Here is a 20966-nt window from a genome sequence, read left to right on the forward strand (position 1 = left end):
CGAGCAAGAGGCGATCGACCAGAACTTCCCCTGTGCAGGCATGGCGTCAAGGGTCGGGTTGCCGCCGCGGTCAAGCCGTCGCTTTGCCGGAGTGCGTCGCGGCCAGCCGCCCCAAGTCGCGCACCGCCCCGTTCGCCGCATTGGAAGCCATCGCGGCATAGGCCTGCAGCGCCACCGAAACCGGCCGCGCACGATCCACCGGCTTCCATGCGTCGCGTCCGCGCGCTTCCATCGCGGCGCGCCGCGCGGCGATGACTTCCTGCGGCAGGTCGAGGCGGATGCCGCGGTTGGGGATGTCGATGGCGATGGTGTCGCCGTCCTCGACCAGCGCGATCAGTCCGCCTTCGGCGGCTTCCGGCGAGACGTGGCCGATGGAGAGGCCGGCGGTGCCGCCGGAGAAGCGGCCGTCGGTGATCAGCGCGCAGGCCTTGCCCAGGCCCTTCGACTTGAGATAGCTGGTGGGATAGAGCATCTCCTGCATGCCGGGGCCGCCGCGCGGGCCTTCGTAGCGGATCACCACCACGTCGCCGGGCTTCACCTTGTTGCCGAGGATGCCGCTCACCGCGGCTTCCTGGCTCTCGTACACCTTGGCGGTGCCGTGGAAGACGAGGATGGAATCGTCCACGCCCGCGGTCTTCACGATGCAGCCTTCCGGCGCGAGGTTGCCGAACAGCACGGCGAGGCCGCCGTCGTGGCTGAAGGGCGTTTCGGCCGAGCGGATCACGCCGTGCTCGCGGTCGGTGTCCAGGCTCTTGAAGCGCGAGGACTGGCTGAAGGCGACCTGGGTGGGCACGCCGCCGGGCGCGGCGCGGTAGAAGGTGTGCACCGCCTCGTCGTTGCTGCGCCTGATGTCCCACCGCGCCAGCGCCTCGCCCAGCGTGGGCGCGTGCACGGTGGGGCGGGCGGTGTCGATCAGGCCGGCGCGGTCGAGTTCGCCGAGGATGGCCATGATGCCGCCGGCGCGGTGCACGTCTTCCAGGTGCACGTCGGTCTTCGACGGCGCCACCTTGCACAGGCAGGGCACGCGGCGCGAGAGGCGGTCGATGTCGGCCATGCCGAAGTCCACGCCGCCTTCGCGCGCCGCCGCCAGCAGGTGCAGCACGGTGTTGGTGGAGCCGCCCATGGAGATGTCCAGGCTCATCGCGTTCTCGAACGCGGCGCGGTCGGCGATGCTGCGCGGCAGGGCGGTGGCGTCGTCGTGCTCGTACCAGCGGCGGGCCAGCTCGACGATGCGGCGGCCGGCCTGGCGGAACAGCTGCTCGCGGTCGGCATGCGTGGCCAGCACCGAGCCGTTGCCGGGCAGCGCCAGGCCCAGCGCCTCGGTGAGGCAGTTCATCGAGTTGGCGGTGAACATGCCGGAGCAGGAACCGCAGGTGGGGCAGGCCGAGCGTTCCATCGTCGCCACCTCGGCGTCGCTGTAGCTGTCGTCGGCGGCGGCCACCATGGCGTCGATCAGATCCAGCGAGCGCTCCACGCCCTTCATCTCCGTCCTGCCCGATTCCATCGGGCCGCCGGAGACGAACACCGCGGGGATGTTCAGCCGCATCGCGGCCATCAGCATGCCGGGCGTGATCTTGTCGCAGTTGGAGATGCACACCAGCGCGTCGGCGCAATGCGCGTTGGCCATGTATTCCACGCTGTCGGCGATCAGCTCGCGCGAGGGCAGCGAATACAGCATGCCGCCGTGGCCCATCGCGATGCCGTCGTCCACCGCGATGGTGTTGAACTCCTTGGCCACGCCGCCGGCGGCCTCGATCTCGCGCGCCACCAGCTGGCCGAGATCCTTCAGGTGCACGTGGCCGGGCACGAACTGGGTGAAGCTGTTGGCTACCGCGATGATCGGCTTGCCGAAGTCGCCGTCCTTCATGCCGGTGGCGCGCCACAGGCTGCGCGCGCCTGCCATGTTGCGGCCGTGGGTGGTGGTGCGGGAACGGTAGGCGGGCATGCGGTTCGTGCTCCGTGGATCGAGGTGGATGGGCGTGGCGTCAGCTGCGCAGCAGCAGGCGGTAGGCGGCGTTGTCGCTCTCGTCGCAGTGCGGGTAGCCCAGCGTGTCGAGGAAGCGGCGCAGCGCGGCCTGTTCGTCCGCCGGCGCCTGGATGCCGACCAGGATGCGGCCCTGGTCGGCGCCGTGGTTGCGGTAGTGGAACAGGCTGATGTTCCAGTCCGGGTGCAGTTGCGCGAGGAAGTCGGGCAGCGCGCCGGGGCGCTCGGGGAAGTCGAAGCGGTACAGCCGCTCGTCCTGCGCCAGCGGCGAGCGGCCGCCCACCATGTGGCGCAGGTGCAGTTTGGCCAGTTCATCGTCGCTCAAGTCGAGCACGGCGAAGCCCTGCGCGCGGAACGCGGCGACCACGGCGGCGCGCTCGTCGCGGCTGGCGGTCTGCACGCCCACGAAGATGTGCGCCTGCCGCGCGTCGCCGATGCGGTAGTTGAATTCGGTGATGCTGCGCCGGCCCAGCGCGTCGCAGAAGCGGCGGAAGCTGCCGCGTTCCTCGGGAATGGTCACCGCGAACAGCGCCTCGCGTTGCTCGCCGGCCTCGGCGCGTTCGGCCACGAAGCGCAGCCGCTCGAAGTTCATGTTGGCGCCGGAGACGATCGCCACGAGCGTGGCGTCGCGCAGGCCGTGCGCGGCGACGTACTGCTTGAGCCCCGCCAGCGCCAGCGCGCCGGAAGGTTCGGGCACGCTGCGGGTTTCCTGGTACACGTCGCGGATCGCGGCACACAGTGCGTCGCCGTCCACGCGCAGCATCGCGTCCACGTGGCGCTGGCAGAGTTCGAAGGTGAGCGCGCCCACCTGCTTCACCGCGGTGCCGTCGGCGAACAAGCCCACCTCGGGCAGCAACACACGCGTGCCGGTTTCCAGCGAACGCGCCATCGCATCGGAGTCGGCCGCCTGCACGCCGATCACCTTCGTCCGCGGCGACAGCGTCTTGATGTAGCCGGCGATGCCGGCGAGCAGGCCGCCGCCGCCCACCGGCACGAACACCGCATCCGGCGGCGCGTGCAACTGGCGCAGCAGTTCCATGCCCACGGTGGCCTGGCCGGCGATCACGTCGATGTCGTCGAAGGGATGCACGAACACCAGGCCGCGCTCGGCCTCGATGCGCGCGGCGGCGGCCTGCGCGTCGCTATAGGAGTCGCCGGTGAGCAGCACCTCGACGAAGTCGCCGCCGAAGCGGCGCACCGCGTCCACCTTCACCTGCGGCGCGGTCACCGGCATCACGATCACCGCGCGGATGCCCAGCTTCGCCGCCGCCAGCGCCACGCCCTGCGCATGGTTGCCGGCGGAGGCGGCGATCACGCCGTGCGCCCGCTCGGCAGCGCCCAGCGCGGCCATCTTGTTGTACGCGCCGCGCAGCTTGAACGAGAACACCGGCTGCAGGTCTTCGCGCTTCAGCAGCACGCGGTTGCCCAGCCGCGCGGAGAGCAGCGGCGCGGGTTCCAGCGGCGTCTCGCGCGCCACCTCGTACACCCGCGCGGCCAGCGTGCGGCGCAGCAGGTCGAGGTCGACGGGCACTCCGCCGGAATCCTGTCCGCGCGCGGCGAGCTGCATGCTCATGCAGGCGTGGCAACGAGCCGGCCGCTGTCGTGGCCGCCGACCAGCGAGAGGCTGTTGGCGTCCAGCACGTCCACCAGCTTGCGCACCTGGCGCAGGATCTGTTGCAGCGTGCCTTCGTCGCCGTGCAGCACCAGGGTGAGCTGGGACACCGCGGGGTCGTGGGTGGCGGCCACGGTGAGCGTGTCGATGTTGACGTGGCGCGCGGCGAACAGGCCGGCCACGCGCACCAGCGCGCCGGATTCGTTCTGCAGCAGGATGGAGAGGGTGTGTTTCATGGCAGTGCTCCGCAAGACAAACCGCGAACTTTCAAAGGTGGAATCCCTCTCCCTTCGGGAGAGGGTGCCGGCAGGCGGGTGAGGGTTCGGCCAGCGCGTGGCGTTGCCACTTCGCCGAACCCTCATCCGGCCCTCCGGGCCACCTTCCCCCGGAGGGGGAAGGGAAATGCTTCAGAACATCGCGGTCGAGGGAATTTCGTCGATTTCGACCGGAGCCGCCCCGCGCGACGCGATGAAATCCCCGGTGATCATCTGCGCATAGGTCGCACCTGGCCCCACCATCGGATACACGCCGGCATCGGGGTCGATCACCACCTCGAGGAAGGCCGGCCCGTCGAAAGCGAGGAAGTCGGCGATGGTGGCTTCCAGCTGTGCCTTGTCGTCCAGCCGTCGCGCCCACGCGAAGCCGTCGGCCTGCGCGGCGAGCACGAAGTTCTTCTTGTGCAGGCTCTTGTCGGAGGCGGAGAAGCGGCCCTTGAAGAACAGCTTCTGCCACTGCCGCACCATGCCGTCGCCGCTGTTGTTGAGCACCACCACCTTCAGCGGCAGGCCATAGGTGGTGACGGTTTCCATCTCGCCGAGGTTCATGCGGATGCTGGCGTCGCCGTCGATGTCGATCACCAGCGCGTCGGGCCGCGCGAACTGCGCGCCGATCGCCGCGGGCAGGCCGTAGCCCATCGTGCCCATCGAGCCGGAGGTGAGCCAGTGGCGCGGCTCCTTGAAGTCGAAGTACTGCGCCGCCCACATCTGGTGCTGGCCCACGCCGGTGCTGACGATGGCGCGGCCCTGCGCGATGCGGTTGATCGCCTCGATCACCGCGTAGGGCTGGATCAGCGCGCTGTCGCGGTCGTAATTCATCGCGTGGTCGCGTTTCAGCGCGGCGACGTGGGCATGCCATTCCGCGAGCCGGGGTTGCAGGCCGCGTGCGCGGCCGTAGTGGGTCAGGCGTTCCAGCGCAGGGGCCAGCTGACCCATGTGGTGCCAGTCCACCGCCTTCACCTTGCCGATCTCGGCGGGGTCGATGTCGATCTGCGCGATGAACTTCGCGCGCGGCGCGAACTTCGCCGGCACGCCGGCCACGCGGTCGTCGAAGCGCGCGCCCAGCGCGAACACGAAGTCGCAGTCCTCCACCGCGTAGTTGGCGAAGGCGGTACCGTGCATGCCCAGCATGTGCAGCGCCAGCGGCGCCGTGCTGTCGTACGCGCCCAGCCCCATCAGCGTGGTGGTGACGGGCAGGCCGAACGCGTCGGCGAATTCGCGCAGGGCCGCCGAGGCCTCGCCCGCGATCACGCCGCCGCCGGCATAGATCAGCGGACGCTGCGCCTGCATCAGCGCGTCGAAGAAGCCGGCACAGGCGGCATCGTCCAGCCGCGCGTTTTCGACCGCACGCAGGCGCGCGCGGTAGCCGGGGATGGGCAGGCGGCTGGCGCCGTCGAAGCGCAGCGCGGCGTTCTGCACGTCCTTCGGCACGTCCACCACCACCGGGCCGGGGCGGCCGCTGCGCGCGATCTCGAATGCGGTGCGCAGCGTGGCCTCGAGTTGCGCGATGTCGGTGACCAGGAACACGTGCTTGGCGCAGGCGCTCATGATGTTGCTCACCGGCGCTTCCTGGAACGCGTCGGTGCCCAGCGCGGGCGTGGCCACCTGGCCGCAGAGCACCACCATTGGCGTGGAGTCGGCCATCGCGTCGCGCACTGGCGTCACCATGTTGGTGGCGCCGGGGCCGGAGGTGACGATGGCCACGCCCACCTTGCCGGAGGCGCGCGCGTAGCCCGCTGCCATGAAGCCCGCGCCCTGCTCGTTGGCCGGCACGATCAGCGGCATGGGTTCGCGGCCATCGGCGGTGGCGTGCTCGACGTTGTAGCGGAACACCGCGTCGTACACCGGCAGGATGGCGCCGCCGGAGTAGCCGAACAGCACGCCCGCGCCTTCGTCGGCCAGTACCTGCACGATCGCCTCGGCGCCGGTCATGGCGTGGCCGGCGAGCGAGTGCTGGTCGAGGGTGGTGGCCGCGTAGGCGGTCTGCGCAGAAGTGGTCACGTCGGGTTCCTGTGAAATGGGATACGCGATGGCATTCGGTTCTCCGTGTCGTCATTCCGGCGCAGGCCGGAATCCAGTAGCCACTCGGCTCGAATGGGCGTGATCGCCACTGGATGACTCGCTTCGCTCGCCCCTACGGGGCCGCTCTACGAGCGTTCTGCGCGCTTCGCGCTTGTCCGGCCTGCGCCGGGATGACGGGCTGCCGTCCGTCAGTTGCGGATCAGGTCGCGCTCGACCGCCGGATGCACCGGCACGCCGAAGGTGGCGATGATCTGCAGATCCTGCTCCAGCGTGGAGAAGCGCTCCCATGCGATGCCGTTGACGTCGGTGCTGCTGCTGAAGCCCTGCGCACTGTCGTCCTCGAAGCCGAGCTGGCAGATCTGGCCCGCCTTTTCCGGCTGCTGGCGGATCGAGAAGTTGAGGATGTCGGTGCGCCACATCGCGTAGACGCCGTACACCAGCGCCTGCGGCGGCTGGCCGAGGCGCTTGCTGTAGTCGGCGATGGAGGCGTCCAGGTCGGCGACGGCCAGGGCAATGTGAAAGCGTTTCATGGCGTACCTCGTGCTCGTTGGTGCGTGGAAACGGGCCGCGCAGCGCGCGCGGCCCGCTGTGGCGTCAACCGGCCTTCTTCAGCGGCTCGGCGGGCTTGGCGGCGTTCGGCTGCAGCCACGGCATGCGCGCGCGCAGCTTGTGGCCCACCTGCTCGACCGGGTGGTCGAGGTCGGCCTGCTTGAACTTCTTGTAGTTCGGCAGGCCGGCCTCGTACTCGGCGATCCAGTTGCGCGCGAAGGTGCCGTCCTGGATGTCGGTCAGCACGCCCTTCATGCGCTCCTTCACGCCGGCGTCGATCACGCGCGGGCCGCTGACGTAGTCGCCGTACTGCGCGGTCTCGGAGACGAACTGCAGCATCTTGGTGATGCCGCCCTCGTAGAACAGGTCGACGATCAGCTTCAGCTCGTGCAGCACTTCGTAGTAGGCGATCTCCGGCTGGTAGCCGGCTTCCACCAGGGTCTCGAAGCCGGCCTGCACCAGCGACGAGGCGCCGCCGCACAGCACGGCCTGCTCGCCGAACAGGTCGGTCTCGGTCTCTTCCTTGAAGTCGGTCTTGATCAGCATGGCGCGACCGCCGCCGATGCCGTCGGCATAGGCGTGCGCCTTGGCCTCGGCCTGGCCGGACACGTCCTGGTACACCGCCCAGATGCTGGGCACGCCACGGCCACGCTCGTACTCGGTGCGCACCAGCGCGCCGGGGCCCTTGGGCGCCACCAGGATCACGTCGATGTCCTTGCGCGGCTCGATCCGCTTGAAGTGCACGTTGAAGCCGTGCGCGAACAGCAGCGCTGCGCCGGGCTTGATGTTCGGCTCGATGCTTTCCTTGTAGAGGCTGGCCTGCACCATGTCGGGGGTGAGCACGGCGACCAGGTCGGCGCCCTTCACCGCCTCGCCCGGCTCGGCCACGGTGAAGCCTTCGGCGCGCGCCTTCTCCCACGAAGGGCCGTCCTTGCGCACGCCGACCACCACGTCGAGGCCGGAATCGCGCAGGTTGAGGGCGTGGGCGCGGCCCTGGCTGCCGTAGCCGAGGACAGCGATGCGGGCCTTGGCCAGCGTGTCGTTGGTGGAGGTGGTGCTCATGCGTTGACTCCTTCGTTGATGGCGATGCGTGCGTGTGTGGTCGGGGCGAAGCGGAGGGTGGTTGCCTCCCCCGTGCGCGCAGCGGCGCCGGGTCGGGGGTGGCGACGGGACATGGCCGGGGAGTGGGCATGGGTCGCCGGGGGCGCCGAGTGCGGCGCACAGGGGAGGGCAAGGGTGGCGAAGGCGCGGGCGCCTTCGCCGTGGAAACGGGAGCGCGCGCTCAGCCGCATGCGCGTGCTCCGTCGAAATAGCTGCGATGGGTGGCGGCGTGCTCCGTCAGCGCCTTGAGCACGGCGTCGCGCACCTCGGCCGTGCTGGCGTCGCCACCGATGTCGCGGCTGCGTGGGCCGTGCGTGAGCACGTGGTCGACCGCGGCTTCCACCGCCTGCGCCTCTGCCTCCAGTTGCAGCGAATGGCGCAGCAGCAGCGCGGTGGAGAGGATGGTGCCGACGGGGTTGGCGACGCCCTTGCCGGCGATGTCGGGGGCGGAGCCGTGGATGGGTTCGTACAACCCGTTGCTGCCTTCACCCAGCGAGGCGGAAGGCAGCAGGCCCAGCGAGCCGGCCAGCGCGGCGGCCTCGTCGGTGAGGATGTCGCCGAACAGGTTTTCGGTGACCACCACGTCGTAGCTGCCGGGGCGCGTCAGCAGCAGCATGGCCATCGAATCGACCAACTGGTGCTCCAGCGTCACGTCCGGGTAGTCGGCGGCGACGCGGGCGACGGTGCGCCGCCACAGCCGCGAGGTTTCCAGCACGTTGGCCTTGTCCACCGAGGTGACGTGCCTGCGGCGCGCGCGAGCCAGCTCGAAGGCGCGGCGCGTGACGCGCTCGACTTCGGCTTCGGTGTACCTGCACTCGTCGGTGGCGTAGTCGGCGCCCTTGGTCTTCGCGCCGAAGTAGGCGCCGCCGGTCAGCTCGCGCACGAACAGCACGTCCACGCCCTTGAGCTTCTCGTTCTTCAGCGGCGACAGCTCGGCCAGCGCGGGATGCACGGTGAGCGGACGCAGGTTGGCGTACACGCCCAGCGCGGCGCGCAGCGCCAGCAGGCCCTGCTCGGGACGCACCGGCGCGTTCGGATCCGACCACTTCGGCCCGCCCACCGCGCCCAGCAGCACCGCGTCCGCCGCCTTGCAGGCTTCCAGCGCGGCGGCGGGCAACGGCGCGCCGGTGGCGTCGATGGCGGCGCCACCGATCAGGTGTTCGTCGAACGCGAATTCGTGCTCGTAGTGCGTGGCTACCGCTTCGAGCACGGCCACCGCCGCGGCGGTGACCTCGGGGCCGACGCCGTCGCCGGGCAGGGTGACGATGCGTGCTTTCATGCGTGGATGTCCTCGTGCGAAATGGCAGAAATTTCGTCATTCCGGCGCAGGCCGGAATCCAGTTGCCGCGCCGCCCGGATGAGCGCGGTTGCCGCTGGATCCCGGCCTGCGCCGGGATGACGATGAGGAAATGCGTGGCGCGTCATGGGTTTCATGCCGCCTGTCCGATGCGTGATTCGAAGGCTTCGATCGCATCGCTGTGATGCAGCAGGTAGCCCAGCTGATCCACGCCGTGCAGCAGGCAATGGCGCGCGAACGGTTCCAGCGCGAAGCTGATGCGGCCGCCGTCGGGCAGTTCGATGTGCTGGCCCTGCACGTCGATGCTCAGCTCGATGCCGGGGTTGGCCAGCAGCCACTGGTGTTCGGCGGCGGAGACGACGATGGCGAGCAGGCCGTTCTTCAGCGCGTTGTTGCGGAAGATGTCCGCGATCTCGCTGCACAGCACCGCCTGGATGCCGTAGTCCAGCAGCGCCCACGGCGCGTGCTCGCGCGAGGAGCCGCAGCCGAAGTTGCGCCCGGCGACGACGATGGCGCAGCCCTTCGCCTCCGGCCGGTTGAGCGGGAAGTCGGGGTTGTCGCTGCCGTCCGGCAGGTAGCGCCAGTCGTTGAAGCACAGCTTGCCCAGGCCCGCGCGCGTGGTGGTGGTGAGGAAGCGCGCGGGGATGATGCGATCGGTGTCGATGTTCTCGTCCGCCAGCACGGCGGTGCGGGAGTGAATGCGCATCAGAAAACCTCCGAAGGACAAAGTCCCTTCTCCCCGCCGGGGAGAAGGTGCCCCGAAGGGGCGGATGAGGGGCGGGTGCTTGCGGTGGCGTTGATCGAAGCGCGCTTCGATGCTGGTCTTTCGCCAGCGTGGCCCCTCACCCCAGCCCTCTCCCCAAAGGGGAGAGGGAGAAAATCGTGCGCGCTCATGCCGCCACCTCCGTCATGTACTCGCGGGGATCCGCAATGGCGCCGGCCACGGCGGAAGCCGCCGCCGTGGCCGGGCTGGCCAGCACGGTGCGCGCGCCCTTGCCCTGGCGACCTTCGAAGTTGCGGTTGGAGGTGGAGACGACCAGTTGCCCCGGCTGCGCCAGGTCACCGTTCATCGCGATGCACATCGAGCAGCCGGGGATGCGCCACTCGGCGCCGGCGGCGCGGAACACTTCGTGCAGGCCCTCGGCCTCGGCGTCACGGCGCACCGCTTCGGAGCCCGGCACCACCAGCATGCGCACGCCGCTGGCGACGCGGCGGCCGCGCAGCACGCTGGCCGCTTCGCGCAGGTCGGACAGGCGCGAGTTGGTGCAGCTGCCGACGAACACCACGTCCACCTTGGAGCCCTGCATGGGCTGGCCGGCGCGGCTCTGCATGTAGTCCAGCGCACGCTGCTCCACCGCGTTGCGCGCGGCGGGCACCGGCGCGTCCATCGCGATGGCCATGCCGGGGTGGGTGCCGTAAGTGACGGTGGGCTTGATCGCGCCGGCGTCGATGCGCACCTCGCGGTCGTACCGCGCGCCGTCGTCGGTCTTCAGCGTGCGCCAGTGCGCCACCGCGCGATCCCATGCCTCGCCCTGCGGCACGCGTGGACGGCCTTGCAGCCAGGCGAAGGTGGTTTCGTCCGGCGCGATCAGGCCCGCGCGCGCGCCGGCCTCGATCGACATGTTGCACACCGTCATGCGCTCCTCCATCGACAGCTTCTCGATGGCCGCGCCGCGGTATTCGATGACGTGGCCGGTGCCCCCGTCCACGCCGATGTGGCCGATGACGTGCAGGATCAGATCCTTCGCGCCCACGCCCCTGGGCAGCTCGCCGTCGACGTGGATCGCCAGCGTCTTCGGCTTGCGCTGCAGCAGGCATTGCGTGGCCATCACGTGGCCCACCTCGGTGGTGCCGATGCCGAAGGCCAGCGCGCCGAACGCACCGTGGGTGGAGGTGTGGCTGTCGCCGCAGACGATGGTGTTGCCCGGCTGGGTGGCGCCCAGCTCGGGGCCGATCACGTGGACGATGCCGCGCTCGCGGCTGTCCCAGCCGTGCAGTTCGACGCCGAACTCGCGGCAGTTGGTTTCCAGTTGCGCCACCTGCGCCTTCGCCTCGGCGTTGGCGTAGGGGCGCTCGCCGTCGGCGCCGGCGGGCAGGGTGGGCGTGGAATGATCCAGCGTGGCCAGCGTGCGATCCGTGCGGCGCAGCTTGAGGCCGCGCGAGCGCAGCTCGTCGAAGGCCTGCGGCGAGGTGACTTCGTGCACCAGGTGCAGGTCGATGTAGAGGATCGCCGGGGTGTCGGCGGTTTCGGGCGCCACCACGTGGGCGTCCCAGATTTTCTCGAACAGTGTGCGGGCGGCCGTCATGCCGAAACTCCCATCGAAGCGGGCTGTTGTTGAGGAGTGCGGCCATGGATGGCCGCTTTTTGATCTTCGCGGTCATGGACGACCGCACTGGTAAACCCTTGGCGCAGGGTCGCCGCGCCCGTCAGATCAACAACCTCCAGCCAGCCCCACTTGTCGTGGGTGCGGCCGTCGAACAGACCGAAGAACGCCTCGCGCAGCGCGCGCGTCAGCGGGCCGGGCTTGCCGTTGCCCACGGGCTTGCGATCCACCGAGCGCACCGGGGTGATCTCGGCGGCGGTGCCGGTCATGAACACCTCGTCGGCGGTGTACAGCGCCTCGCGCGGCAGCTCGCGTTCTTCCGCCTCGATGCCCAGTTCGGCGGCCAGCGTGAGCACGCTGTCGCGGGTGATGCCGGCGAGGATGCCGGCGCTGGACGGCGGCGTGACCAGCTTGCCGCGCTTGACCAGGAACAGGTTCTCGCCCGCGCCTTCGCTGAGCAGGCCGTTGTGGCCCAGCGCGATGCCCTCGTCGTAGCCGCCGCGGCGCGCTTCCAGCCCGATCAGCTGGCTGGACAGATAATTGCCGCCGGCCTTGGCCCAGCTGGGGATGGTGTTCGGTGCGGGCCGATTCCACGAGGACACGCACACGTCCGCGCCGCGTTCGGCGGCGTCGCCGAGGTAGGCGCCCCAGGCCATCGCCATGATCGCCACCTCCACCGGCGCGCCGTCCTTCGGCAGCACGCCCAGGCCGCCGGCGCCGCGGAACACGATGGGCCGCACGTAGGCGGACTGCATGCCGTTGGCGCGGATCACTTCGTGGCAGGCGGCATCGATCTCGGCCTCGCTGTAGCCGACGTCGATCTCGTACACCTTGGCCGATTCGAACAGGCGGCGCGTGTGGTCGGCGAGGCGGAAGTAGGCTGGGCCGTTCGGCGTGGCGTACACGCGCTCGCCCTCGAACACCGAGGAGCCGTAGTGCAGCGCGTGCGTGCTGACGTGGACGTTGGCTTCGGCCCAGGGCTTGATGCGGCCGTTGTGCCAGAGGAAGGCGGTGTGGCTCATGCGCGGTGCTCCTTTTGCGCGCTTCCCTGCGCGCGCGGGTCAAAAGGCGGCCGTCCATGGCCGCGCTCTTCGATGGGCGCTCCGGATCGGCCCTGCGCCGACTGCCGTTCGATGCGGTTGACGATGGCCAGCGCGGCCTGCGCGGTGGCTTCCACGATGTCGGTGCTCATGCCGTGGCCGCGCCAGTCGCGCTCGCCGTGGCGCGCGGTGAGGCTGGCGTGGCCCTGCGCGTCGCCGCCGGCGCTCACCGCGCGCACCTGGAATTCGGTGAGATCCAGCGTGCTGCCGGTGGCGCGCTCGATGGCGCGCAGCACGGCGTCCACCGGGCCGTCGCCGATCGCCGCTTCGCCGGCTTCGCGGCCGTCGGCGTGGCGCAGCTTCACCGAGGCCGAGGCGCTGCCGCCCAGGTGCGTGCTGGTGTTCAGTTGCACCAGCTGCCACGGGCCCAGCGCCTCCGGGTCGTGGCCCAGCGCGATGGCCTCCAGATCCTCGTCGTGGATCTCGCGCTTCTTGTCGGCCAGCGCCTTGAAGCGCGCGAAGATCGTGTCCATCGCGGCCTCGTCGGGCGCGTGGCCCAGCGTCTGCAGGCGCTGGCGCAGCGCGGCGCGGCCGGAGTGCTTGCCCAGCACCAGCTTGGTCTCGGCGATGCCTACGTCCTGCGGGCGCATGATCTCGTAGGTGCCGCGGTGCTTGAGCATGCCGTGCTGGTGGATGCCCGACTCGTGCGCGAACGCGTTGGCGCCCACGATGGCCTTGTTGCGCTGCACGTTCTGCCCGGTCAGTTCGCTGAGCAGGCGCGAGGCGGGGTAGAGCTTGCGGGTGTCGATGCGCGTGTCGGTGCCGAACCAGGCGCCGCGCACCTTCATTGCCATCACGATTTCTTCCAGCGCCGCGTTGCCCGCGCGCTCGCCGATGCCGTTGATGGTGCATTCCACCTGGCGCGCGCCGGCGCTCACGGCGGCCAGGCTGTTGGCCACGCCCAGGCCCAGGTCGTTGTGGCAGTGGCTGGAGAACACCACGTGCTTGCCGCGCTTGACGTTGGCGATCAGGTAGGCGAAGCGCTCGGCGATTTCCGTCGGCGTCATGTAGCCCACGGTGTCAGGCGCGTTCAGCGTGGTGGCGCCCGCGGCGGCGGCGGCATTGAACACCTCGACCAGGAATTCCGGCTCGGTGCGCATCGCGTCCTCGGCGGAGAATTCCACCTCGTGCGCCAGCTGCATGGCGCGTTCCACCGCGGCGCCGGCGGCGTCCAGCACCTGCTGCCTGCTCATGTTGAGCTTGTGCTCGCGGTGCAGCGGGCTGGTGGAGAGGAACACGTGGATGCGCGAGCGCTTGGCCGACTCCAGCGCGCGGCCCGCGCTGTCGATGTCGCCCGGCACGCAGCGCGCCAGCGCGCAGGCGGTGCTGTGCGTGAGCATGCCGGCGATCTGCGCGACCGCGGCGAAATCGTCCGGCGAGGCCTGCGGAAAGCCAGCTTCCAGCACGTCCACGCCCAGCGCTTCGAGCATCTGCGCCATGCGCAGCTTGGCGCGCCGATCCATCGAGAAGCCGGGCGTCTGCTCGCCGTCGCGCAAGGTGGTGTCGAAGATGCGCACGTGCTCGGCGGCTACGTCGCCGATCTCGCTTTGCTGGCCGTTCTGCTGGGTTTCCATCGCTTTGCTCCGCTTGAGTGGGTGCGGTGGGCGGGGCAACAAAAAACCCCGCTCCATTTCTGGTGCGGGGTTCTTCGGGTGTTCTCAGGTTCTTTCTAGTTACCTGGACGCATGCCCTCAGCCCGCACCTCCGTTGGTAATGAGGAGTACGAGTACAAGGGCAAGAAGGAGCGCGCCGCGAAGCCGCGGCAGGCCGGCGACCGTCGGAGGACGGTTCAGTGCGGCGGTACTGCGGTGGCTGTTGCGCTGCGACATGGATTCGACCCTAAGACATGCCGGTGCGGCCTGTCAATCGCTTTTTCATGAAAAGAATTTCTATGGCGCCCGCATGCGTGTTTGGACGGCTATCCGTCCGAATGCGATGGGGGTCGTTGACGCGCGATCCGTCAGCTGCGGATGTCGAGCAGGGCCAGCAGGCCCTGGCGACGACGCGGCGAAAGTTTGCGGGCCGCTTGCAGCAAGGCCTTTTCGTCGGCGCTCAGCACGTCGTAGCCATGCGCTTGTTCACCGACGCCGGGCGGCAGAACCATCGGGCCGCGGCCGGTGGCGAGCCAGTCCAGGCTGACGCGGCAGTCGTCGGCGATTTCGACCAGGCGGTGGACGTCGGGCATCGCACGACCCGCCAGCCACAGGCGCGCGGTTTCGCGGGCGACGGCGTAATGGTTGGCCAAGGCGGTGGTGCGCTGCCGGCCCGGTGGAATCGCCGTGCGGTCTAGCGCTTGCTGGAGGCGTAGCCCGAAATGGCCGGGTGCGGAGGCTCTGGAGCTCATGGGCAAACGAGTGTTGCATTCGCGCCGCACCGAATACCCAAATTATGATGGTTGACATGAGCAAATTTGAATTGCAATCATCGTAGAACCGTCTTCTGTGGATTTTGATGACTGTCCGGGTTGGAGATGCGCATGGGGCGCGGGGGTTCCTGCAATGGATGACACGATGATCGTGCTGCACCTGCATCTGACGCAGGACGAATTGACCAGCCTGCTGATGGCGCAGATCAACCAGGCGCGGGTCAGCCGGCGAACCCAGGGCGAAGACAGCCCCGCCACCCGCACCGATCTCGCGGTGCTGGAGAAGCTGGTGGCGGCGCAGCGTATCGCCATGCGCGCCGCCGGGGCGCCGGCGGATCCGTAGCCCTCCGTCCTGGCATCAAAGGACACAAACTTTCGTCCATCGCCCGCCGGCCCGGCATGGGTCGGCTTCCGCATGGGTCACCGCAGGCCCTGGCGGGGCACTTTACAACCCGACATGAAAACGTTTACGTTTCTGGATGCCCCGGCCGGGGTGCGGACTCGTGGGGAGGGCGGCTGGCATGACGGTAACCATCAAGGACGTGGCGCGCGAAGCGAAGGTTTCGGTGGCCTCGGTATCGCGCGCCCTGAACGGGGCGGGCGGCGTGACCTCCGCCACCGAGCAGCGCATCCGCGAAGCCGCCGCGCGCCTGCGCTACGTGCCGCACGGTGCCGCCCGCAGCCTGATCACCCGGCGCACGCACACCATCGGCGCGCTGCTGCCCGACCTGCACGGCGAGTTCTTTTCCGAACTGATCCGCGGCATCGACCTGCAGGCCCGTTCGCACGGCCTGCACCTGCTGGTGTCCAGTTCGCACGACGGCGAGGCCGATGCGGCGGCGGCGCTGCGCGCCATGCAGGGCCGCGTGGACGGCGTCGTGCTGCTGTCCTCGCCGCACGTGGACGCGGCCTTCCTGAAAGCCAACCTGCCGGACAGCCTGCCCATCGTGCTGCTCAACAGCGACGTGAAGGACGGCGCCGACGCCGTGCTGAACATCGACAACTTCACCGGCACCTACGCCATGGTGCGCCACCTGGTCGACGTCGGGCACGAGCGCATCGCCTTCGTCGGCGGGCCGAAGAACAACTACGACGCCCAGCAGCGCGAGGCGGGGTTCCGCGCGGCGATGGCCCGGTTCGCGCCGGGCGAGCCGGTGACCGTGGTGGCGGGCGACTTCGGGGAATCTTCCGGCTACGTGGCCGCGCGCGCGCTGCTGGCCATGAAAACGATTCCACAGGCCGTGTTCGCCGCCAACGACATGATGGCCGTGGGCTGCCTGCAGGCCTTCAAGGAAGCCGGCCTGGCCGTGCCGGGCGACATCGCCCTGGCCGGTTTCGACGACATCCCGATCACGCGCTACGTCACGCCGCCGCTCAGCACGGTGCGCGTGCGCATCGCGGAACTGGGCAAGAACGCCATGGAGCTGCTGGCCGACCTGATGGATCGCCCCGGGCGGTCGGCCGCATCGGTACACACGCTCGGCTGCGACATCGTCGTGCGGGAATCCTGCGGGGCGCATCGAGGCGGAGCCACCACCACAACCAAGAAGATTCGCCAAACGCCGAATCGCTAGAAATATTTGGAGGGGAGTTCATGAGTAGTCTCAAGTCATACAAGCAACGGTTGCTGCCGGCAGCCGTCGTGGCGGCGATGCTCGCCTCGGCGCCCAGCATCGTGATGGCGCAGACGTCCGACGCCACGCTGCGCGGCAATGCCGCGCCCGGCACCAGTGTCACCGTCAGGAACGTCGCCACCGGTCTGGTGCGCGTCACCCAGTCGAGCAAGGACGGCAGCTTCGCCATCGTCGGCCTGCCGTCGGGCACCTACCAGGTGCAGACCGGCGCGGGCGTGGAGAAAACGGTGCAACTGGCGGTGGCCTCGATCAGCACGGTCGACCTGACCGGCGCGGTGGCCTCGCAGGCCAACGCCAAGACACTGGCTGGCGTGTCGGTGTCCGCCACGGCGGTGGAGCTGCCGGAGGTGACCACTTCCGAGGTCGGCAACATCGTCTCGCTGCGCGACATCGCGGTATTGCCCGAGTCCTCGCGCAACTTCCTGGAGTTCGCGGACATCGTGCCGGGCATGGTGTTCACGCGCGACGCCAACGGCAACACCAGCCTGCGCTCCGGCGCCCAGGCCAGCAGCAACATCAACGTGTACATCGACGGCGTCGGCCAGAAGAACTACGTGCTGTCGGGCGGCGTCACCGGCCAGAACGACAGCGCGGGCAATCCCTTCCCGCAGCTCGCGATCGGCTCGTACAAGGTCATCACCTCCAACTACAAGGCGGAGTACGACCAGATTTCCTCGGCGGCCATCACGGCGGAAACCAAGTCGGGCACCAACGAATACCATGGCGACGTGTTCGGCAGCTTCACCAACACCCGCATGCGCGCGATGACGCCCGCGGAGGAAGCCGCGCACGACAAGACGCAGTCGCACGAAAAGGACTACGGCTTCGACTTCGGCGGCCCCATCGTGAAGGACATGGCGCACTTCTATGTCGCCTACGAGGGCAAGGAGTTCGACAGCCCCACCACCGTCGTGCCCGGCGTCACCGGGTACTCGAACTACCTGCCGGCCGACGTGCAGTCGCAGATCGGCCCGGCCAGCCTGCCGTTCAAGGAGAACGACTGGTTCGGCAAGATCGACTACGAGCCCACCACGCACGACCGCTTCGAGCTGAGCGGCAAGTACCGCGACGAAACCTCCATCAGCGGCCTAGGCGGCGTGACCACCGCCACGGCGGGCCTCAATACGCACAACACCGACAAGCGCGTCGACGTGCGCTGGGATCACAGCGCCTACAATTGGTTCAACCGGCTGCAACTGACTTACGAGGATGCGTTCTACGCGCCCACGCCGATCATCCTCGGCGCGGGCAACAACTACACGCTCACCGGTCCGCAGTTGAACACCACCGTGCTGCAGACCGGCAACTCGCCGCTGGCGCAGCAGAACAAGGGCCAGAAGGGCCCGGCGATCCAGGACGACCTCACCTTCAATGACCTGGAGTGGAACGGCGACCACGTCATCAAGACCGGCTTCAAGTACAAGGCGGTGAAGCTCACCGCGCAGGACGCGGGCGATTCCAACGCGCTGTTCAACTACGCGGTGACCCCGGCCGGTACGGAGGCTATCCCGTTCCAGGTGCAGTTCGGTTCGCCCACGCCCGGCATCAGCCCGGTGGCCACCAGTTCGGACAAGCAGTCCGGCGCCTACATCCAGGACGACTGGACGGTGAACGACCACCTGACCCTGAACCTCGGCGTGCGCTGGGACTACGAGAAGACGCCGTCCTACCTGAACTACGTGACCCCGGCGAGCGTGGTGGCGGCCTTCCAGCAGCAGGATCCGAACGCGCCGGCCGGCCAGACCTACGCCGAGTCACTGGCCAAGGGCGGCGTGGACATCAACGACTACATCAGCACCGGCCACAACCGCCATCCGAAGACCAACGAGTGGCAGCCGCGCCTCGGCTTCTCCTATGACATCAACGGCGACCAGAAGCACGTGATCTTCGGCGGCGCCGGCCGCTCCTACGACCGCGACCTGTACGAGTCGCTGCAGGTGGAGCAGACCAAGCAGTCGCTGTCGCAACCCACGCTGTACTTCAACACGCCCGACGTGCCCTGCACGGTGGGCGTGAACAACTGCTACGCGTGGGATCCGGCCTACCTCAGCATCGCGACCCTGCAGGGCCTGGTGGCCGGCAGCAATGCCGGCAAGGAAGTCGATCTGGTCACCAACAACCTCAAGGCGCCGTATTCCGACCAGTTCAGCATCGGCATGCGCAACCAGGTGGGCGACTGGAACACCAGCGCGGCGCTGGCCTACATCAGCAGCCACGACGGCCTGGTGTACACGCTGGGCAACCGCTACCCCGACGGCGCGTTCTGGCAGGGCGGCGGCCAGCCCTGGGGCAACGGCATCCCCGGTTTCGGCAGCCTGATCATCGGCAACAACGGCCTGGAGACGCGCACCCGGCAGTTGCTGCTGTCGGCCGACAAGCCGTACACGCCCGAGTCGCACTGGGGCGCGACGATCGCCTACACCTACTCGCACACGCGGCAGAACAACGACAACGGCGATCCCACCGACCAGTACGCGTTCGACTACGAATGGATCGGCAACTATCCGCTCACCTCGTCCGGCGTGGCCAAACATCGCTTGGTGATGACCGGCACGCTGGACGGCCCATGGGGCTTCACGCTGGGCGCCAAGCTGACCCTCTCCACGCCTGTTCCCGACATCAACCTCGCGTGCTTCGATGCGCCGGCCACCAACGTGGACAGCGGCGGTGTGGCCGGCAGCGGCTGCCACTCGGCGTCGGTCGCGCCGCCAGGCAGCGGGCGCTTCCTGGTCGGCGGCAAGATCTTCGGTTACCGCGACCTGGACTTCCAGGCCACCAAGAACTTCAAGGTCTACGGCAACCTCAACGCCTACGTGCGCTTCGACCTGATCAACGCCTTCAACTGGCACAACTACGTCGACTACCTGGAAAACTGGGGATCGGGCGGCACCTACAATCCCGTCGTGATCTACAACCCTACCGGCGACATCACGGGCTATCCGCGCACGGTCAAGCTCTCGGTGGGCCTGAACTTCTGACGATGCGGCCGGGGTGCCGCGCGCACCCCGGCCATTCCGCAGCACGATCCGTTGCCGGAGCACTTCATGACCGACATGCGCATCAAACGCATCGTCATCGCCGGTGGCGGCACCGCTGGCTGGATGGCGGCTGCGGCGTTTTCCAAGGTGCTGGGCGGCGAGTGCGCGATCCGCCTGGTGGAATCCGAGGAAATCGGCACCGTCGGCGTCGGCGAAGGCACCGTGCCGCACCTCAAGCTGTTCAACAACCTGCTGGGCATCGACGACGTCGAGTTCGTGCGCAACACCCAGGGCACGTTCAAGCTCGGCGTGCAATTCAACGACTGGGCGCGGCTGGGCGACAGCTATGTGCACGGCTTCGGCGAAATCGGACACGACATCAGCCTGCTGCCGTTCCACCAGTTCTGGATCAAGGCCAGGCAGCGCGGCGTGGCCATGGACATCGGCGCCTATTCGCTCAACACGGTGGCGGCGCCGCGTGGGCGGTTCATGCCTTCCGCGACCGACGTGCCGGCGAACTCGCCGTTGGCGAACGTCGCCTACGCTTACCATTTCGACGCCGGGCTGTACGCGCGCTTCCTGCGCCGCTACGCCGAGCAGCGCGGCGTGCGCCGCACCGAGGGCAGGATCGCCAGCGTGGAATTGCGGCCGGACGACGGCTTCGTCTCGGCGCTAGCAATGGAAAGCGGCGAACGCATCGAGGGCGACCTGTTCATCGACTGCTCCGGCTTCCGCGGCCTGCTGATCGAGCAGGCCCTGCACACCGGCTACCACGATTTCTCGCACTGGCTGCCCTGCGACCGTGCGTTGGCGGTGGGTTGCGAGCGAGTGGCGCAACTCACCCCGTACACGCGTTCGACCGCGCGGCCGGCCGGCTGGCAGTGGCGCATCCCGCTGCAGCACCGAACCGGCAACGGCCACGTCTACTGCAGCGTGCACATGAGCGACGACGAGGCTGCCGCCGTGCTGCTGGCGAACCTGGACGCCGAGCCGCTGGGCGAGCCGCGCCTGCTGCGCTTCACCACCGGCGCGCGCAAGCAGGCGTGGAACCGCAACGTGGTCGCGCTGGGCCTGGCCGCCGGCTTTCTGGAGCCGCTGGAATCCACCAGCATCTACATGATCCAGTCCGGCATTGCGCGCCTGCTCGACATGTGGCCGCAGCGCGATTTCAGCCCGGTGCTGATCGAGCGCTACAACACGCGCGCGCGCTTCGAGTACGAGCGCATCCGCGATTTCCTGATACTGCACTACCACGCCACCGAGCGCGACGACACGCCGTTCTGGAACTACTGCCGCACCATGCCGGTGCCGGAGCAGCTCGAGGAATACATCCGCCTGTTCCGCGACAGCGGCCGCTTCTACCGCGACGGCGAGGAGATGTTCGCCACGCCGAGCTGGGTGCAGGTGATGCTGGGCCAGCGCATCGTGCCGCGCAGTTACCACCCGCTGGTGGATCAGATGCCGGACAAGGATCTCGCCGGCTTCATGGCCAGCGTGAGCCAGGTGGTGAACGCCTGCGTGGAGGCGATGCCCATGCACCAGGCTTTCATCGACAAGGTCTGTCCGGCACAGGCGATGGAGGCCGCCTGATCGGAGCCGTTGCGTCGGGCGTGGTGGACGAAGCCACGGAACACATGTTTCCCGCGAATGCGTGGCCCTTCGACTTCCGCGCTCCTCACAACACGGTCAACCATGTCCGCAACCCGCGTCGCGCCTTCGACGCTA

The 20966-nt window shown here is 68.8% G+C and carries 17 protein-coding genes; 4 read left to right on the plus strand and 13 right to left on the minus strand.

What is annotated here, in order from left to right; translation table 11 throughout:
• Nucleotides 1-70: 70 nt before the first annotated feature.
• The 13 genes from ilvD to ACZ5Z2_RS00920 all read right to left on the minus strand — a co-directional run bounded on the left by ilvD (nucleotide 71) and on the right by ACZ5Z2_RS00920 (nucleotide 14509).
• Complete coding sequence (gene ilvD, locus ACZ5Z2_RS00860; RefSeq protein WP_464760094.1) at nucleotides 71-1945, minus strand: dihydroxy-acid dehydratase; 1875 nt, start codon at nucleotides 1943-1945, stop codon at nucleotides 71-73.
• A 40-nt stretch (nucleotides 1946-1985) separates the two neighbouring features.
• Nucleotides 1986-3551 carry a threonine ammonia-lyase, biosynthetic gene (gene ilvA, locus ACZ5Z2_RS00865; protein ID WP_464761636.1) on the minus strand — a complete coding sequence of 522 codons (1566 nt, stop codon included), beginning with the start codon at nucleotides 3549-3551 and terminating at the stop codon, nucleotides 1986-1988.
• Nucleotides 3552-3553: 2 nt separating this feature from the next.
• On the minus strand, nucleotides 3554-3832 hold the full coding sequence (ilvN, locus tag ACZ5Z2_RS00870) for an acetolactate synthase small subunit (RefSeq protein ID WP_464760095.1): 279 nt from the start codon (nucleotides 3830-3832) through the stop codon (nucleotides 3554-3556).
• Nucleotides 3833-4003: 171 nt separating this feature from the next.
• A complete protein-coding gene (ilvB, locus tag ACZ5Z2_RS00875) occupies nucleotides 4004-5803 on the minus strand; it encodes a biosynthetic-type acetolactate synthase large subunit (RefSeq protein ID WP_464761637.1) in 1800 nt (599 codons plus the stop codon).
• A 278-nt stretch (nucleotides 5804-6081) separates the two neighbouring features.
• Entirely contained in the window at nucleotides 6082-6423 is a 342-nt protein-coding gene (locus ACZ5Z2_RS00880; protein ID WP_192105279.1) for a VOC family protein, read from the minus strand.
• A gap of 64 nt (nucleotides 6424-6487) precedes the next feature.
• The gene (gene ilvC / locus ACZ5Z2_RS00885) at nucleotides 6488-7504 is read right to left on the minus strand and encodes a ketol-acid reductoisomerase (protein WP_464760096.1); all 1017 of its coding nucleotides are present in this window, start codon (nucleotides 7502-7504) and stop codon (nucleotides 6488-6490) included.
• 220 nt (nucleotides 7505-7724) lie between these two features.
• Nucleotides 7725-8822 carry a 3-isopropylmalate dehydrogenase gene (gene leuB, locus ACZ5Z2_RS00890; protein ID WP_464760097.1) on the minus strand — a complete coding sequence of 366 codons (1098 nt, stop codon included), beginning with the start codon at nucleotides 8820-8822 and terminating at the stop codon, nucleotides 7725-7727.
• The gene (locus tag ACZ5Z2_RS00895) at nucleotides 8819-8977 is read right to left on the minus strand and encodes a hypothetical protein (RefSeq protein ID WP_464760098.1); all 159 of its coding nucleotides are present in this window, start codon (nucleotides 8975-8977) and stop codon (nucleotides 8819-8821) included. Before ACZ5Z2_RS00895 ends, leuB begins: the two co-directional genes overlap by 4 nt.
• Nucleotides 8974-9546 carry a 3-isopropylmalate dehydratase small subunit gene (leuD, locus tag ACZ5Z2_RS00900; RefSeq protein ID WP_464760099.1) on the minus strand — a complete coding sequence of 191 codons (573 nt, stop codon included), beginning with the start codon at nucleotides 9544-9546 and terminating at the stop codon, nucleotides 8974-8976. The genes ACZ5Z2_RS00895 and leuD overlap by 4 nt, the downstream gene beginning before the upstream one ends.
• 184 nt (nucleotides 9547-9730) lie before the next feature.
• The gene (leuC, locus tag ACZ5Z2_RS00905) at nucleotides 9731-11146 is read right to left on the minus strand and encodes a 3-isopropylmalate dehydratase large subunit (RefSeq protein WP_464760100.1); all 1416 of its coding nucleotides are present in this window, start codon (nucleotides 11144-11146) and stop codon (nucleotides 9731-9733) included.
• The gene (locus tag ACZ5Z2_RS00910; RefSeq protein WP_464760101.1) at nucleotides 11143-12186 is read right to left on the minus strand and encodes a branched-chain amino acid transaminase; all 1044 of its coding nucleotides are present in this window, start codon (nucleotides 12184-12186) and stop codon (nucleotides 11143-11145) included. The genes leuC and ACZ5Z2_RS00910 overlap by 4 nt, the downstream gene beginning before the upstream one ends.
• Nucleotides 12183-13838, minus strand: a complete 1656-nt coding sequence (locus ACZ5Z2_RS00915; protein WP_464760102.1) for a 2-isopropylmalate synthase — start codon at nucleotides 13836-13838, stop codon at nucleotides 12183-12185. Before ACZ5Z2_RS00915 ends, ACZ5Z2_RS00910 begins: the two co-directional genes overlap by 4 nt.
• A 386-nt stretch (nucleotides 13839-14224) precedes the next feature.
• Nucleotides 14225-14509, minus strand: coding sequence for a helix-turn-helix domain-containing protein (locus ACZ5Z2_RS00920; RefSeq protein ID WP_464760103.1), 285 nt, complete (start codon nucleotides 14507-14509; stop codon nucleotides 14225-14227).
• A gap of 265 nt (nucleotides 14510-14774) precedes the next feature.
• Here ACZ5Z2_RS00920 and ACZ5Z2_RS00925 point away from each other — a divergent pair, with 265 nt between their 5' ends.
• From ACZ5Z2_RS00925 to ACZ5Z2_RS00940, 4 genes are all read left to right on the plus strand, one after another.
• Nucleotides 14775-14972, plus strand: coding sequence for a hypothetical protein (locus ACZ5Z2_RS00925; RefSeq protein ID WP_464760104.1), 198 nt, complete (start codon nucleotides 14775-14777; stop codon nucleotides 14970-14972).
• A 178-nt stretch (nucleotides 14973-15150) separates the two neighbouring features.
• Nucleotides 15151-16203 carry a LacI family DNA-binding transcriptional regulator gene (locus tag ACZ5Z2_RS00930; protein ID WP_464760105.1) on the plus strand — a complete coding sequence of 351 codons (1053 nt, stop codon included), beginning with the start codon at nucleotides 15151-15153 and terminating at the stop codon, nucleotides 16201-16203.
• A gap of 20 nt (nucleotides 16204-16223) precedes the next feature.
• Nucleotides 16224-19241, plus strand: a complete 3018-nt coding sequence (locus tag ACZ5Z2_RS00935) for a TonB-dependent receptor (RefSeq protein WP_464760106.1) — start codon at nucleotides 16224-16226, stop codon at nucleotides 19239-19241.
• 66 nt (nucleotides 19242-19307) lie between these two features.
• A complete protein-coding gene (locus ACZ5Z2_RS00940; protein WP_464760107.1) occupies nucleotides 19308-20831 on the plus strand; it encodes a tryptophan halogenase family protein in 1524 nt (507 codons plus the stop codon).
• Nucleotides 20832-20966: the final 135 nt, after the last annotated feature.

The sequence above is a fragment of the Rhodanobacter sp. G1 genome (genome assembly GCF_055397855.1).

What these genes read in the sequence shown, in the direction of transcription:
- leuB (WP_464760097.1), bottom strand. Translation starts at nt 8,822, where the DNA reads ATGAAAGCACGCATCGTCACCCTGCCCGGCGACGGCGTCGGCCCCGAG.
- ilvN (WP_464760095.1), bottom strand. Translation starts at nt 3,832, where the DNA reads ATGAAACACACCCTCTCCATCCTGCTGCAGAACGAATCCGGCGCGCTG.
- ilvC (WP_464760096.1), bottom strand. Translation starts at nt 7,504, where the DNA reads ATGAGCACCACCTCCACCAACGACACGCTGGCCAAGGCCCGCATCGCT.
- ACZ5Z2_RS00880 (WP_192105279.1), bottom strand. Translation starts at nt 6,423, where the DNA reads ATGAAACGCTTTCACATTGCCCTGGCCGTCGCCGACCTGGACGCCTCC.
- ACZ5Z2_RS00930 (WP_464760105.1), top strand. Translation starts at nt 15,151, where the DNA reads ATGACGGTAACCATCAAGGACGTGGCGCGCGAAGCGAAGGTTTCGGTG.
- ilvA (WP_464761636.1), bottom strand. Translation starts at nt 3,551, where the DNA reads ATGCAGCTCGCCGCGCGCGGACAGGATTCCGGCGGAGTGCCCGTCGAC.
- ACZ5Z2_RS00925 (WP_464760104.1), top strand. Translation starts at nt 14,775, where the DNA reads ATGATCGTGCTGCACCTGCATCTGACGCAGGACGAATTGACCAGCCTG.
- ilvD (WP_464760094.1), bottom strand. Translation starts at nt 1,945, where the DNA reads ATGCCCGCCTACCGTTCCCGCACCACCACCCACGGCCGCAACATGGCA.
- ACZ5Z2_RS00915 (WP_464760102.1), bottom strand. Translation starts at nt 13,838, where the DNA reads ATGGAAACCCAGCAGAACGGCCAGCAAAGCGAGATCGGCGACGTAGCC.
- ACZ5Z2_RS00910 (WP_464760101.1), bottom strand. Translation starts at nt 12,186, where the DNA reads ATGAGCCACACCGCCTTCCTCTGGCACAACGGCCGCATCAAGCCCTGG.
- leuC (WP_464760100.1), bottom strand. Translation starts at nt 11,146, where the DNA reads ATGACGGCCGCCCGCACACTGTTCGAGAAAATCTGGGACGCCCACGTG.
- ACZ5Z2_RS00935 (WP_464760106.1), top strand. Translation starts at nt 16,224, where the DNA reads ATGAGTAGTCTCAAGTCATACAAGCAACGGTTGCTGCCGGCAGCCGTC.
- ACZ5Z2_RS00940 (WP_464760107.1), top strand. Translation starts at nt 19,308, where the DNA reads ATGACCGACATGCGCATCAAACGCATCGTCATCGCCGGTGGCGGCACC.
- ilvB (WP_464761637.1), bottom strand. Translation starts at nt 5,803, where the DNA reads ATGACCGGCGCCGAGGCGATCGTGCAGGTACTGGCCGACGAAGGCGCG.
- leuD (WP_464760099.1), bottom strand. Translation starts at nt 9,546, where the DNA reads ATGCGCATTCACTCCCGCACCGCCGTGCTGGCGGACGAGAACATCGAC.
- ACZ5Z2_RS00895 (WP_464760098.1), bottom strand. Translation starts at nt 8,977, where the DNA reads ATGAAACCCATGACGCGCCACGCATTTCCTCATCGTCATCCCGGCGCA.